The organism is Oceanobacillus phoenicis (assembly GCF_047238145.1).
In the GTDB taxonomy this organism is placed as follows: Bacteria; Bacillota; Bacilli; order Bacillales; family Amphibacillaceae; genus Oceanobacillus.
The window spans coordinates 138445-153147 of the sequence record NZ_JBDFME010000002.1 but is presented as its reverse complement, the minus strand read 5'-3'; the positions used below and the strand labels follow the sequence as shown (position 1 = coordinate 153147).

The 14703-nt window shown below is 32.0% G+C and carries 13 protein-coding genes and 2 pseudogenes; all 15 read left to right on the top strand.

All coding sequences use genetic code 11. The features are described from left to right. Nucleotides 1-64: 64 nt before the first annotated feature. The 15 genes and pseudogenes from ABC346_RS20580 to ABC346_RS20510 all read left to right on the top strand — a co-directional run bounded on the left by ABC346_RS20580 (nucleotide 65) and on the right by ABC346_RS20510 (nucleotide 14703). The gene (locus ABC346_RS20580; protein ID WP_413236646.1) at nucleotides 65-826 is read left to right on the top strand and encodes a helix-turn-helix domain-containing protein; all 762 of its coding nucleotides are present in this window, start codon (nucleotides 65-67) and stop codon (nucleotides 824-826) included. Then, a complete protein-coding gene (locus ABC346_RS20575; protein WP_413236645.1) occupies nucleotides 813-1055 on the top strand; it encodes an acyl carrier protein in 243 nt (80 codons plus the stop codon). Before ABC346_RS20580 ends, ABC346_RS20575 begins: the two co-directional genes overlap by 14 nt. Beyond that, complete coding sequence (locus ABC346_RS20570) at nucleotides 1052-2275, top strand: ATP-grasp domain-containing protein (protein ID WP_413236644.1); 1224 nt, start codon at nucleotides 1052-1054, stop codon at nucleotides 2273-2275. The genes ABC346_RS20575 and ABC346_RS20570 overlap by 4 nt, the downstream gene beginning before the upstream one ends. Next, the gene (locus tag ABC346_RS20565; RefSeq protein ID WP_413236643.1) at nucleotides 2263-3534 is read left to right on the top strand and encodes a type III PLP-dependent enzyme; all 1272 of its coding nucleotides are present in this window, start codon (nucleotides 2263-2265) and stop codon (nucleotides 3532-3534) included. The genes ABC346_RS20570 and ABC346_RS20565 overlap by 13 nt, the downstream gene beginning before the upstream one ends. Further along, nucleotides 3527-4696, top strand: coding sequence for an acyl-CoA dehydrogenase family protein (locus ABC346_RS20560; protein ID WP_413236642.1), 1170 nt, complete (start codon nucleotides 3527-3529; stop codon nucleotides 4694-4696). The genes ABC346_RS20565 and ABC346_RS20560 overlap by 8 nt, the downstream gene beginning before the upstream one ends. A gap of 32 nt (nucleotides 4697-4728) precedes the next feature. Next, nucleotides 4729-5622: pseudogene (locus ABC346_RS20555) on the top strand (ABC transporter transmembrane domain-containing protein); the annotation flags it as partial. A 210-nt stretch (nucleotides 5623-5832) separates the two neighbouring features. After that, nucleotides 5833-6525: pseudogene (locus ABC346_RS20550) on the top strand (ABC transporter ATP-binding protein); the annotation flags it as partial. Next, nucleotides 6515-8224: an ABC transporter ATP-binding protein gene (locus tag ABC346_RS20545; RefSeq protein ID WP_413236641.1), complete on the top strand. Its 1710-nt coding sequence runs from the start codon at nucleotides 6515-6517 to the stop codon at nucleotides 8222-8224. The pseudogene ABC346_RS20550 and the gene ABC346_RS20545, both read left to right, overlap by 11 nt. 214 nt (nucleotides 8225-8438) lie before the next feature. After that, the gene (locus tag ABC346_RS20540) at nucleotides 8439-9260 is read left to right on the top strand and encodes a hypothetical protein (protein ID WP_413236640.1); all 822 of its coding nucleotides are present in this window, start codon (nucleotides 8439-8441) and stop codon (nucleotides 9258-9260) included. Nucleotides 9261-9312: 52 nt separating this feature from the next. Continuing rightward, nucleotides 9313-10320, top strand: a complete 1008-nt coding sequence (locus ABC346_RS20535) for a PLP-dependent transferase (RefSeq protein ID WP_413236639.1) — start codon at nucleotides 9313-9315, stop codon at nucleotides 10318-10320. Beyond that, a complete protein-coding gene (locus ABC346_RS20530) occupies nucleotides 10310-11425 on the top strand; it encodes a hypothetical protein (RefSeq protein WP_413236638.1) in 1116 nt (371 codons plus the stop codon). The genes ABC346_RS20535 and ABC346_RS20530 overlap by 11 nt, the downstream gene beginning before the upstream one ends. Then, nucleotides 11418-12347 (top strand): pyridoxal-phosphate dependent enzyme, encoded by a 930-nt coding sequence (locus tag ABC346_RS20525; RefSeq protein WP_413236637.1) that lies wholly within the window; start codon nucleotides 11418-11420, stop codon nucleotides 12345-12347. Before ABC346_RS20530 ends, ABC346_RS20525 begins: the two co-directional genes overlap by 8 nt. 18 nt (nucleotides 12348-12365) lie before the next feature. After that, nucleotides 12366-13166 (top strand): hypothetical protein, encoded by an 801-nt coding sequence (locus ABC346_RS20520; RefSeq protein ID WP_413236636.1) that lies wholly within the window; start codon nucleotides 12366-12368, stop codon nucleotides 13164-13166. A gap of 4 nt (nucleotides 13167-13170) precedes the next feature. Further along, nucleotides 13171-13815: a GNAT family N-acetyltransferase gene (locus ABC346_RS20515; protein ID WP_413236635.1), complete on the top strand. Its 645-nt coding sequence runs from the start codon at nucleotides 13171-13173 to the stop codon at nucleotides 13813-13815. Nucleotides 13816-13827: 12 nt separating this feature from the next. Further along, complete coding sequence (locus ABC346_RS20510; protein ID WP_413236634.1) at nucleotides 13828-14703, top strand: putative PEP-binding protein; 876 nt, start codon at nucleotides 13828-13830, stop codon at nucleotides 14701-14703.

The following is a 14703-nucleotide window of genomic DNA, read 5'->3' as shown; positions in this document are numbered from 1 at the left end:
TTAGCATAATTGTATTGAAGCACTTAACCTCTATTGGTATTTTGTTCTGTAAGGTGGTGAGGTATTGAAAGTACTGGGCGTGAAATACAGAGAATTAATTGCACCAGGTAAATCAATAAATCTAATTAATAATAAGAATATATACAGTTTGTTAATTGCCAATGATGACATTACTATAATATTTGATAACAAGACCATAGTTTTAAAAAAAGGTTTTGTAACTATAGGTAGGTGTATAAGAGTATTTAATCATAATGACAATTATTGCGAAATAAGAGCTATCATTTATGAATTTAAAGATAATGCATTAGAGAATCCTTACATTTTAAGTAAAAAAAATCAAAAATTTAAACATCATTTTGAACATATATACGAATATTTAGCCTCGAATCTATTATCAATTGATAAATTATCAGACGAGATATGTGAAGTAATTAAAAAAATTTCTGTAACTGATAATGAATTGATTGAAGAAGATGTCGACGAAAGATTACAAATAATATATTGCATATTAAAAAATAGATACAATGAACCACTTACGCTAAATTATCTTGCTGAACAAGTATTTTGCAATCCAGTGTATTTAAGTAATTGCTACTCTAAAGCATTTGGAATATCACCTATGAAGCATCTGCAGTTTATTCGAATGGAAGAGGCAAAGCAGTTACTACTAAATATTTCAATGACAATCAGTGAAATAAAAGATGAAGTTGGATATATATCAGGGTCTCAATTTTCCACTTATTTTAAGAAACATACTGGGAAATCCCCAAATGAATATAGAAAAGAATATCTAATAAGAGGTGAGGTAGTTGAAACTGTATGAACGGATCAACAAATGTGTAATGGAAGCATTAGAAGTTGACAAATCAATTAGTATGGTTGAAGAGTTAATGGGACTAGGAATGGACTCCCTGTCAACAGTAAAACTAGTCATATTACTAGAGGATGAGTTTAATATTAAATTTAATGATGATGAACTTTTTTACGAGAATTTCTCGACCATTAAAAAGATTGAAATGCTTGTTAATGACAGAGTAGAGGAAGAAAATTGATTTATTATGGATTAGATGAATTGTTGTCACTAGAAGACAAAGATGCTTATTGGATTATGAACCTAACTGACGAACAAAATTGGAACAAAAATTCCCCATTCCCATCACTATTAAGTGACACCACCAACTTGGTAGTACAACAAGAGCAACAACTACTTCTTTTGAATAAAAAGCATACTGTTTTATTTCAACATCAACCAAGCGCGCAATTTTTAACATATTTAAAAAAGAAGGGGATACAAATACCTAAAATTAAACTAGTATCCGATTTTAGAACCTATAAAGAAAACTCAGTAATTGTGCCTTTTATAAATACAGAATCCATTGAAAAATGGTCTGAAATTAAAGGCGTGAAAGTTTTTGGTAGCGATTCCTCATTAGTTAAATTAATAAATAACAAATATTGGGTAAGGGAATTAATGTTAAAATATGGATTTTTGACAACTAAAGGCTATTTCTGTAAAGGGGAAGAGGAAACAAGAAAAGCTTACACAAGGTTAAGTAATGATTCATTCAAAAAGTATGTTTTAAAACTTCCCTATGGGTCTTCCGGTAAAGGACTCTTTATATTTAAAGAGTTACAAGAAGTTAATTCTATTTTAAAAAGAAACGGAGATAATAGATTACTTATTGAAGGATGGCACGAGTCTGACAGACAGTTAAATACTCAAATATTAATAGACGAAAATATCAATATCTTATCAATTACAGAACAAATAATTAATCATAATGCGAAGTATCTAGGTACAAATTTTACGCCAACTTATAAAAAGGAAATTCTTGATAACTACAAATCAAAAATATGGGATATCGCCGAAATTATAAAAAATTTAGGATATAAAGGTGTACTAGGTATAGATTCCATTTTAGATAGAGAAGGCAATTTATACCCGGCAATTGAAATAAATGCTAGATTTACTCAGGTTTCCTACCTTACATCCTTAATAAAAAACATAGATAAAAAATATATTGAAAGTAGAACAGTTGACTTGTTTAGTAAAACAAAACGTTCATTTAACGAATTAAATATACAACTTGATAAATTGTTAAGTCGTCATGGATTTAACTATACAATATACACTTTTGCAGAGAGTTTTACCGGAAGTAAGTATTTATATAGAATTTATGTTTTATTTTATACTGATTATCAGGTATTACTTAATTCTCAAATAGAACTCTTCTATAATTATATTCGTGGGGGCTTATTATGGACCATTTAATAAATGATCAGAAAGTAGTTGACTTAACCAAAAAATATAGTACACCTTTTTATTTATATGATGGGGATAAACTAAAAGAAAAGTACTACAACTTTAAGAAGGGGTTGCATAAAAACATTGAAATTTACTATTCTTTGAAAGCAAATAACAATATTTCAATTGCTAGTTTATATAAAAGTTTAGGAAGCGGGATTGAAATTGCCTCAAAAGGAGAATTGTATATTGCATTAAAAGCTGGGTTTAATCCACAGAAGATTATTTTTTCGGGTCCAGGTAAGACTTTTGAAGAATTAAATTATGCAATTCAGGAAGGAATAAAGTTAATAATTGTAGAATCCATAGAAGAGATAAAATTACTTGATAGTATAGCAATTCAACACAATAAAATAGTAAGTGTTGCAATTAGAATAAATCCCGACGAAAAAACAGCAGCACAGGTGAAAATGACAGGTATCCCTTCTCAATTTGGGATTGATAAAGAAATATTAAATAGCGCTTTATCGGAAATTAATTTATGCAATAATCTAGTCTTTTCGGGGATTCACGTATACTTGGGAACACAGAATTTAGATGAAAAAGATATCATTAAAAATATAAAATATACGCTGAAGGTTGCGCTAGATATATACTTTGAACATGGGTTGATTTGCAAAGTTATTGATTTTGGGGGTGGATTTGGCATCCCTTATTTCCAAGGCCAGAATATACTTAAAATGGATGAAATCAAATTGGTTCTAAATTCACTAGTCTCAAATAATAAAGTATTTGCTGATACTAAGTTTATTCTGGAAAGTGGTAGATATTTGTTGGCGGAGTCAGGCATGTATATTACAAAAGTTACTTATCGTAAAATATCAAAAGGAAAAACATTTTTAATCGTAGACGGTGGGTTGCATCACTGTGTTGCCCCGACATTCCAAGGACGGTTAATTAGGGATAATTTCCCCGTGAAATTGATATCTAGCCCGAAGAATTCTGTAAAAGAAACTGTCACAATTGTTGGTCCGCTTTGTACTCCAGAGGATTGTTTAGCTAAGAATATAAAATTGCCAAAAGCTATTCCCGGTGATCACATATGTATTCTAAATGTAGGGGCATATGGCCTTTCATATAGTCCGGTTCATTTTTTAGGCCATACAACGCCATATGAGTTATTAAAGATAGATAATAACTTTGTGAAAATCAGAGATAAGGGAAACCATGACGATATTCTTAATAACCAAATATTAATAAACCTAAAAGGAGAAAATTATGAATAACAGAATAGAAGATAAGATTGAAAAGCTGAGGTTGCAATATAGACAAACAGCCATAAAAGCTGATAATGAGTTCTTGTTTCCCTATGATAATTTTGAAAATCTAATTAAGGAAGGATTACACACTATTAATTTGCCTGATAAATATGGAGGGGAGAGTCTAGGATTTGTAGATACCAGTAAAATGATAGTAGAGCTTAGTAAAGGCTGCCCCTCAACAGCTTTATGTTTAGCAATGCATTTCTATACGATAGGTGGTTTACAAAGAATGCTATCACCGGAAATTAAGGAAGAAATATTTTTAAAAGTATGGGAAGAAGGAGCTTTATTTGGATCGATTGGAGATCCGAATGTATTTTTATCAAATCCTAAAAAAAGTAATAAAGAGAGCTATATAAATATTACAAAGGTGAAGGATGGATATGTAATAAATGGGGTGAAACGGTTTGTATCTGGAAGTTTTATAATAAGATATTTACCTATTTATGGTATTGTTGGAGGAGAAAGTATAAAGGAATATGGTTTAACTGCTTTATTAATAGATATGGAAACAAAGGGGATATCGATAAAGAAAAACTGGAATTATAGTGGAATGAGAGCAAGTATGACCCATGATGTTTCTTTCGAGAACGTTTATGTGCCACAGAAATATTTAATAGGTGAAGAAGGTGAGGGTGTAAGATATACAGAAAATTTAATTTATTGGTTCCGATTATTACTTGTATCAGTTTATCAAGGTATATCTCTAAAAGCTTATGATTATATCATAGAATTAGTTAAAAATAAGGTAGATAAAACGACAGGTAAAAAACTAGCATTATTGCCCAGTGCCCAATCAAAGTTAGCTAAAATGAGGATTCTTATTAAAAATAGTTCTACCCAATTAATATTTACTTGTCAAAAAGCAGATAAGGAAAATAAAGAGAGAAGTTTTACTAATTCATTATATGAAGATTCCCTTATAACAAAGTACATTATCACAAACTCCGCTGTTAAAGTTATAAACCTTGCTATGGATATTGAAGGCACTAGCTCCTTGAATAAGAGTTCTTTATTAGAAATGTTGTATAGAGATGTGCGGGCTGGAAGCTTCCACCCACCAACTGACGACAAAATAGAGGAGTATATTTCTAAAAGAGAACTAGGAATTATCAGTATAAGTTAGCAATTAGAATTTTAGATAGCGAGGAGATATATGTGAGTGTTAATAGGGGTATAAAATCGAGTGTGGAAAAAAAATCTTACCTAACAATATACTTTTGGGTAATTTCGTTCTATAGAAAGTATATTCCTAATTTAGTGATAATTATTATATTAGGCGCAACTGCAACTAGCATACAACTGGCTATTCCCAAGGGTATAGGATATTTCATTGATGAAGTTTTACCTTCTAAGAATTATCATAACTTTTTTATATTGATAGCTTCTCTCTCGTTACTAATAGCAGTAATGATTCTAATTATAGCACGAAAGAATTTAATTAGTGTTAAATTGCAAGAACAAGTGTCTTATGAGATGCAATTCTCCGCTTTAGAAAAATTAAGAAGGTTAGGTTTGCATTATTACGAATCTCATTCTGTAGGCGAAATACTATCATTAATGAATACTGAAGTTTTAGCGTTACAGAAGTTATATCGTTCAATCATCCCTAAATTAATTGAGGATGTTATTTTTTCAATAGTTGCAATTATTTTCATGTTTACTGTAAGTATAAGATTAACTATCGTGCTTTTACCTATGTTTTTATTATATTTCTTAGTTGGTCCATACTTTGAGAAAAAAGCAGCTCTCCTATCTAATAAAACTGCAAAAAGTAGGATATTATACAATAAGAAAACATATGAGAGTATATCATCTGTTATAGAACTGAGGGCAATAGGGGAAGAAAAGTGGAATTATAAAAGACTAAGAAGAGTAATGGAGACTTATTTAAATAATTGGGTAACTTCACTAGCATATGCCTATTTGAGAGGGTCAATCCGTAGGTTTATAGTTTATTTTAGCGGTGTAGTTTCTATATTTTATGGGATATATCTTGTTCGTAATAATCTTATAGGTCTGGGTAACTTCACAGCATTTTTACTTTATTATTTCCAGTCAATGACAATATTAACAGAGGTAATCACAGGTATAACCCAGCAAAAAATAGTGTTGCAACAAGCTGTTAGATTGTATGAATTCTTCCAACTCAAAACCGAACCAAAGAATGAAATAACAGGAACAGATATTCAAGAATATAAAGGGCATATATCTCTTAGAGGCGTTAATTTTTCTTATCCTAATTCAAATGAGCCAATTCTAAGGGACTTCAGTACTGAAATAAAAGCCGGAGAAAAGGTTGTTATTGTTGGACCTAGTGGGAGTGGAAAGACTACTTTATTAAAGTTAATTGGAGGCTTGTATGAAGTAAATGGTGGAGAATTATTAATTGATTCAGTCCCAATAGAAAGGATTTCTTATTTAAATTTAAGAGACCACATTGGATACGTATTCCAAGAAAACTATTTATTTGGTAGTACTGTCTATGATAATATACTATTCGGAAAACCAGATGCTACTGAGGGTGAGGTTTTTAAGGCAGCGAAAGCAGCTAATGCTCACGAATTTATTATGGAGTTACCTAGAAAGTATAAGACAATTGTTGGTGAAAAGGGTTCTAACTTTTCTGGGGGGCAGAAGCAACGAATATCGATTGCAAGAATGATATTAAAAAATCCTAGCATTATACTGTTAGATGAGATCACTTCTTCTCTAGATCGTTTAAATGAAGAAGAACTTATAGATTCTCTAACTTATGTATTCAAAGAAAAAACGATTATATCAGTATCCCACAGCCTAAACTTGATAAAAAGCTTTGATAGGGTTTTAGTACTTGATAAAGGTAGATTGGTACAAGAGGGGGAATATTACAATTTAGTAAATGAATCAAGTATATATTACGATTTAGTTCAAAGCCCCGAAGAAGAAAGAGGTGAGAATTTCATTGAAGAATAGGTTTCTTTTTGTTTCGCACTATATAAATCAAAACAAGTTTCTATTTCTCAGCTCTCTTATTGTCATCACTTTAGGTTCAGGGGCACAACTTTTATTAGTCTTTATACAACAATATATAATAGATAGCATTATTTTAGATGAGAATTATAATATGCTCTTATCTACTATTTTAATTTTTATCGTCTTATTTGTGTTATTGACGATTACATTTACTCTAGGTCCACATTTAATGCACCGAAATGTATCTAAAATTAGTACTGAGATTAATAATAACTTTTTTAATTCGATCTTTTCCATGCCAATAGAGGAATTGGATAAAAAAAGAAATGCCAGGCTTGTGCATTACATAACTGATGATATCCCTAGAGTTGCATGGCTATGTGCAGAAACAACCCCAAATCTAATAAAAGAAATCTTTGTTGCTCTTTTCTTAATTGTCATTATTGGTAACACAAATATCATTTTACTAATAGTAAGTATACTCTTTAGTATATTGTATATCTGGATAGGCTATAGATCTTCTAGTAAATCAGTTAGAACATCCAGGGCAGTTCAAGAAGGCAGATCTGACTTTATTATTAAGATGGAAGAGAGTATATCATCCACTAGAGAAGTTATTTCTTATAACAGAGCTAGCTGGGAGAAGGAATTATTCCAGCGATCGTTTAATAAGTATTTTGATAAGGTGAAAAAACAAGCTACTTTTCAGAATCAACAACTTTATAAAACAGAACCAATTAAGTGGGGAATAAATATTTTTATTTTAGTTTACGGTGGGTATTTAGTTATGAATGGATCTATTTCTATTGGTAATTTTGTTGTGATATACCAGCTTAGTTTTAATTTATTGAATTCTTTTCAAAATTTGTTCCAAACGTTTTTGACTCTAACTCAAGAGTCTGCGAGTATTGATAGAGTTAATAACGTATTATATAGGAGTAAAAAGATAAAGCAATTAAAGAATAAAAATGAAAATATTCAGAAAGTTGAACACATTAAATTATACAATATTTATGTCGAATACAGTGAGAATCTTATTTTAGAAGATATAAATATGCACATACAAGCAGATAAACAAATAGCAATAATAGGGGAGAGTGGTAGTGGCAAATCGACTATTGTGAAACTTTTACTTAATTTCTTAGTGCCAAAATCCGGCAGTATATATATCAACGATGTTCCTATACATGATATAGGTATTAAATCCCTAAACAGGAAAGTTAACGTTGTATTCCAAGAACCCTATTTTTTCCCTGAAACAATAAAAACTAATATAGTACTAGGGCTTGAAGATATAAGCATGTCTAAGATACGAGATATTTGTAAGCTAGTTAACATGGATAAATTTATTATGGGTTTGCCTCACAAATATAATACGGTTTTAGGCGAAGGTGGGCTTTCATTATCAGGAGGACAAAGACAAAGAATTGCAATTGCAAGGGCATTAATACGCGATCCAGAGATTTTGGTGTTAGATGAAGCGACCTCTGCACTAGATGCATTAACGTCGAAGGAAGTTTTATATAATATTGAAAAATATAGAAAAGGAAAAACAACTATTATAATATCACACCGTCTAAATGATTTTTTAAATTCGGATGTTATATATGTGTTTAATAAAGGGAAAATAGTTGGCGTGGGGACCCATGAAGATTTGCTATGTAATAATTATTATAAAAAATTAGTATCGCAAAATTAGAGAATTGTTTGATAATTGGTGAAAGAAGCTGCTAAGTAAAAGAGAAATCTTTTCTATAGCAGCTCTTTTTCTGTCGTGAACTCCATAAAATAGTCAACTATCAATCCTTTTTTCTTAAATCTACAAATTTTGATTAATAATACAGATACCGTTGTTTCTTCAAAATAATAAATGTATTATAAGACCAATATAAATATGCATGGAGGTTATCTGAATGATCAATTGGAAGCTTATAGAGAAGTATTTACAAGTTGGTCAAAATGACACTTTATTTCTAGGAGGTTCTTCAGCTCTTCCTTGGAAAAAATCTCAAGCTGAGGAGTATGATTTATTTTTAATCACCGAATCTATTTCGGAAGAATTTGTAGAAAAGCGCTCAGATGAAAGAATAAGTGAGCAGAAAAGAAATGGATTTACCATTGTTTATATTAATACTGAGGAAGTTGAGCTCGACATTGAGATTTGGAACAGAAAGAAAGTTGATAAAGCTATTCGTTCATTTGGCAGAGGTCTACCATCGTTAACGCAAATAGAGGAGAACTTTAATTATTTTGCGGGATTAGATAGAAAAGTAGGTCTCGATCTATTTCATAATATAAACATAGGTTTGTCACAACCTAGACTATCAGATAATTATATCCGGTTAAAGGAACAAATAGATTGGCAAAGATATTATGCATGGAACAGAGATTACCACCTTATTAACGTTATGGATGGAGTAAAAGGGATAACAACCAGTATTAAAGGCAAACATAAACAGGAAGCATATCTCAAGTTATGTTGGGCCTTCGATAATGCTTTAGATGCAATATTATTTCACCACGGGATATCAATAAATAGATGGAAGTGGCGATTAAGATATCTAAAATACTTACCAAAGGACTTTTCAAAGGTGTATCAATCCATCAGGTTTGATGGGCTATTAAATTCTTTTGAAGATTTCAAACAACCACTTGAAATACTGAAGGATACACAAAACTATATAGAAACTAGACCAACTAGAGGGGGAGATCAGTATTTTTTGCGAAGAACATAGACAATTAAGTGTAGCTGATCCTTATTTTACTATGGAAGATTTTTGGAACAACATGGAACAACAATCACTAGGAAATAGATTTGGGAGTATATGGGATACTTATGAGTGTGGAGAACGAACAAGATTAGAAAATGAACTCGCTAACTTATATAAAGCACCTGATTCGCTAGTAGTAAGTAGTGGGATGGCTGCTATTACTTGTGTATTGTTAGATTTAATGACAAACCATAATTTGTATCTAAGCGATGAAAAGACATATGGGTACTTTGAAATTAACAATCTTATAGAAAGCGTCTTCAACAAATTATTCCCCATGAATCCTGTAAATAAGAAAATTAAGATCATTGAGCCTATAGTAAACGAGCCTGGCATGACGATTAATCTAAACAATTTAACTGATCTTGACGAGACAAATGCATTAATAATTGACAATTCATTGTTTTCTAGTTCTGTTCCTTGGCCAGAATGGAGAAAGAGAGCCCGTGGTAAGTTATTTGTGATTGAAAGTTTGCCGAAGTATCTTACACACAAAGTGAGTGGCGGAGTCATTATCGGAGAGAAAGATTTATTAGAATCACTCCGACAAACTGCTAGGAAAATCGGGGTCCTTTTAAGCAGACAAGCTAGTGAAAAAATACTGAATGAAGACTTTAAAACTCATAATCGAAGGCTTGAGAGGTTAAAAGATAATGCCGACGTATTTGCCAATAAATTAAGAGATATTCGGCCTGATCTAGTTGTTCAAACACCACATGATTTAGCTGCAGGAGCAGGGTTAATTAGAGCAAAATCGTCTTTAGTTTTTGTATATTACCCAAATGACCAACAGTTAGACAGAGAGTTTAGCGATTGGGCTAAGAATACATCAAGGCTTTTAGATAACAGGCCAATGGTGAGGGCTGGTTATGGATGGAATAAAACATATGGTAGGGCTTATGGAAATAATCAATTAAACACCTCAAAAGGTCAAAAGTATTTAAGATTTAGTATTGGTCTAGAAAATAAAGATATTATTGAACAAATGGCAGTTCATTTAAGGAGGTATCCTAATGATAAATGAAAGGTTTCTATTTTTAGATACTTTAGGAATTAACACTCAAGGTAAAGATAAAATAATAACTAAAGAACAATACTTAAAGTGGGTAAATAGTATCGGGAATATAATTACAAACTTATCAACTTTCGCTGTTCTGTCACCGTATTTAGAAATTAAAATTGGTATAGCTTTTGGATTATATGAAACAACCTATGCCTATAAAGGTCTATGTAAACGTTTAGAAGAGTTAAAAGTAGAAGTACCCATTAGAAATACAATTGACCCAGTATTAAGCGGGAAAACTGAATTATCAATAGAAGATACTTCTTGGGAACTGAAATCTATCGCTGATGAAATGAATAACGTATTGATGAATATAAATCAACTCGCAGATTGGCCATCGGTTAGACTATTAAGAAAAGAAATAATACCGTCACTCATTGTAACTGTAGATTTATTAGATGAATTGGTTAAAATTCCCTTGAAAACAAACTGTTTAACTTATATGGGGGATAGGGATGATAGGTATACAACTTTCAACCATACAAGAAATTATGAAGAAGGCAAATATGGAAATAAAGAAAGGGGAAATTTAATTCAACAATTACGTACACAAAGGGATGAATTAGATGCAATAGAAACATTTGCTAGATTGATTGCTGTAGAGCCTAAACTTAATTCTAGTGACCTATTAGAACTTGCAAGAATTGTCGCAGATGAAGGAAGACATAGTTTAATAGGTGAAATTTGTTTAGATTTTCTAGAAATTGATCCCATATCTGTTCCTGTTGGAACAATCGGAGCTGAGTTAAGAAGTCAACTGACTCCTTGGGAGGCACTTGCCCAAATATGTCTTATTGGAGAAGCTGGCAATCTCAAAGAAATAGAGAATGGTTCAAGAAATGCATATGATTTCAAGCAGCATAATATATCAGTTCTTTTGAAAAGCATCTATACGGATGAGAGTTATCACATAAGTAAAGGTGTAGAATTATTGAAGAACAAAACTCCAGACATCCAAATTAAAAAGCTTCAAAGTGACATCTTAGAAAAGACCAACAAATTTCTAGAAACTAAGGGAATTCCTAAGGTTACACTAAGAGAAGCGGGGAGACTTTTAGGTGAATAGTGAAAAACTAAGGTGGTGTACTGTAACAACATTTCCTACTCCAATTTTGAAATTCCAAATGGATAATTTAAACATTCTTGCTAAAGTTGAATATTTACAACCAGGATGTTCTATTAAAAACAGAATAGCTCATTATCTAATTAAGGAAATGATAGAAGTTGGGGAACTAACAAAAGAGACAGAATATATTGTAGAAGCAACGGCTGGAAATACAGCAATAGCACTTGCCCATGAAATTAAGAGGTTAAATTTAAATACACAAGTAGTCGCAGTCGTAAAAGAAGGATTATCTCAATTAAAGATCAATTCGATGAAAGATATGGGGATTAAAGTTCATTTTGTAAATAACAAGGTTTCCAAAGACCCTACAACTAATATGAACCCTCAAATGCAAACAGTTCAAGAGCTTTGCGAGATATATCCAAATAGTATAGCAGTTGGGCAATTTAATAAAAAGTCAAACCCATTAGCACATGAATTGGGCACGGGAAAAGAAATAGTAGAGCAACTAGCTAATGAACCTGAAGCGCTTGTTCTCGGAGCAGGAACAGGAGGTACATTAACAGGTATAGCTCGAGCAATCAAGAAAGCGGGTTGGAAAACAAAGATAATACTTGCGGATCCGGTTGGTAGTGTAATTGGCCCCGTTTGGATGGGAGAAAATGATCCAATACCTAGCCCCACAGTAGTTGAGGGTATTGGCCATGACATAATGCCTCCTTTATTGGATTTAAGTTATATTGACCAAGTATTAATGGTGTCAGATGATGAAACAATTGAGTCATTTAACTTTTTGAAGAGCATTGGTTTCCCAGTTGGTCTGAGTTCTGCCTGTGCCTGGGCAGCTGCATGTAAATTGAGAGGTCAAGTGGGGGAGGTCCTGATGTTATTTGCAGACCATGGTTCAAATTATAATATATAAAAATTAGGAGGAATTGAAATGGATTTAATAGGACATATAAAAGTCATTGAAGATGCTGGTTTAAGTAAAGGTAGACTATTAAACGAAGAAGAAATATTGTATGCTATGTTCCCGAATATCGCACATTGCCACGAATGGGCATACCAGAGCTTATGGAATGCGCATACCGATAGCAATAATAATCTAATTAGAATCCTACAAGGGCATATGATATGTGATTATGTAATACATTATGGGCCAGATTATGAAGAAAATACTAGTAGAATAGGTTGGGCTTATAAGGAAATGCCAAGGGCGTTAGAGATGTTGGATTTGTTTGTTGAAGAAAGCAAAATTAGAGGTTTTTTAGAAATGGATCCTAGACTAACAAGTGATAAAGACCGTTTCATAAGAGACTTCGGTCATACTGCTGTAGAGTGTGCTTTAGATTTTTCCTTAGCCGAAGACTTTTCTGGAACAGATAGGTTAAATAACATACGCTCTGCATTTCAAAAATTAGGAAGAGAGGAAAGAGGAAATAAATTTATTGAAAAGGTGTTTAAAAATACTTCTGGATATACCAAAGAACCGTTAGAAAAACTTTTAACAACAGTTGATAGTTATTCTAACTGGTCGGAAAAGGTAAAAAGCCCCGAAGAATTTGCTGCATTTACACTTATAGAAAAATATGGACTAGTGGATTCGACGGAATCTCTAAACTTTTGCGTATCTTTTTTAAAAGACTTATCTGACAAGCTTAATAAGACAAAAATCGATAGTATGCTCTACGAAATCACTGAGAGGGTTTACAATCCAAATTTAGCGTTCCAAGGAAGATAAAGTAATGAATAACTTGAAAGAATCACCTTATGTAAGTGGTTTGCAATCACATGGAAGGTCAATAATTGTATGGCCTAGTCTAATTAATAATTGTGAGATAGATTATTTAAGAAGAATAGTTGGTTTTGGATGCAGAATTATTTGCATTGGTGGAAAAATTAAATCATTACCTATATGGCCTGGAGAAATTAATGTCCACGATTTATGTGTTATGAAATATAGGAAGTCAACCATGAATAATTGTAAATTAAATACACATTATTATACCAAAGAAATGATTAAACGTGTCCAGTCTTTACAACGAAGTTGCTGTATAACTCCTTTACCTAAAGAAGTGTATTTCAATGATGATATATGGAAACATAGTATTGTTATAGACCAAGAAGTTGTTAAAGCTTCAGGTAGCATCCAGTTACTTAAAAATAAAGTTAATTCTTCTAAAATTACTTTAGTATGTGGCATAGCTGTTGATAATATCTGCAAACAAAAAGGTTTTGGTGGGAGAATAGTTAAGGATCTTGTAAGACAATCAAAAACTAGCGAACTATTAGCTTTTGTAGAAAATGACAATAAAGTAGCTAAAGGTTTTTTCAATAAATTGGGATGGGAGCAGAGTTCTGAAGTTGTTCAATATTCTTATTGGAAATAGGGGGAAGATATAGTGCAAATAAAATTATCTTTAAGTGGAGAGCAGGTATCAAAAGAACTATCGAATAATTTCGAATCTGGGGTTGGATTGATTAGAGGGGAGTACTTATTAAGAAAGAATGATCTATACATTGTAAAAAAAGCAGCACAAGTAGAACTACAGGAATATCTGTATTCTATAGCAGAAACATTCTATCCAAAGCCAGTATGGTATAGACTAATAGACCTTTGGAGTGACGAAGCCAACACTCTTGATGGTAATAATTTAATGCTTGATGAACATAATCCTCTTGTTGGGTATCGAGGGTTGAGAGGGGCATTGCAAAATAAAGAAGCATCATTAATAGAGCTAAACTTAATACGAGAAGTAGCAGAAAAATGGGATAATCTTCATATACTTTTCCCTTTTGTAGGAGATACAAACGAATTTGCTGAAGGAATCAAGTTATTAGAAGAAGTAAAGTGGCCTAATAAGTTCGGTACAATGTTAGAGATACCTTCAGCCATTTTATATTCTAACGATTTTGTAAGTGAAGGTGCTAGTAATCTTCTTTTAGGTTTAAACGATTTAACTAGCCTAATGTTAGGGGCCGAACGTGGAAACGCATTTTATAATAAAGAGCATAAAGCTATTAAGTGGTGTATTGATAAAGTTTCTGAAACTAAAGGAGCTGAGTGGGGAATAGCCGGAAACATTGATAGTTCACTGCTTAGCTTATGCGTCGAAAAGAAAGTTCCTTATTGTAGTATTCATTATTCGAGTTTAGATACTTTAATGAAAATTGACAACTCATTACTCCCTGATTTAGGCTTTGTGAAATCCACTAAGGTAAAAACAAAAAGAAGAATTTATGAGTACCAAATGAAAAGGTGCTTAAAGGATATATAA

Excerpts from the sequence above, each read along its gene's own strand:
- ABC346_RS20515 (WP_413236635.1), top strand. The coding sequence starts at position 13,171 with ATGAATAACTTGAAAGAATCACCTTATGTAAGTGGTTTGCAATCACAT.
- ABC346_RS20540 (WP_413236640.1), top strand. The coding sequence starts at position 8,439 with ATGATCAATTGGAAGCTTATAGAGAAGTATTTACAAGTTGGTCAAAAT.
- ABC346_RS20520 (WP_413236636.1), top strand. The coding sequence starts at position 12,366 with ATGGATTTAATAGGACATATAAAAGTCATTGAAGATGCTGGTTTAAGT.
- ABC346_RS20535 (WP_413236639.1), top strand. The coding sequence starts at position 9,313 with ATGGAACAACAATCACTAGGAAATAGATTTGGGAGTATATGGGATACT.
- ABC346_RS20530 (WP_413236638.1), top strand. The coding sequence starts at position 10,310 with ATGATAAATGAAAGGTTTCTATTTTTAGATACTTTAGGAATTAACACT.
- ABC346_RS20565 (WP_413236643.1), top strand. The coding sequence starts at position 2,263 with ATGGACCATTTAATAAATGATCAGAAAGTAGTTGACTTAACCAAAAAA.
- ABC346_RS20560 (WP_413236642.1), top strand. The coding sequence starts at position 3,527 with ATGAATAACAGAATAGAAGATAAGATTGAAAAGCTGAGGTTGCAATAT.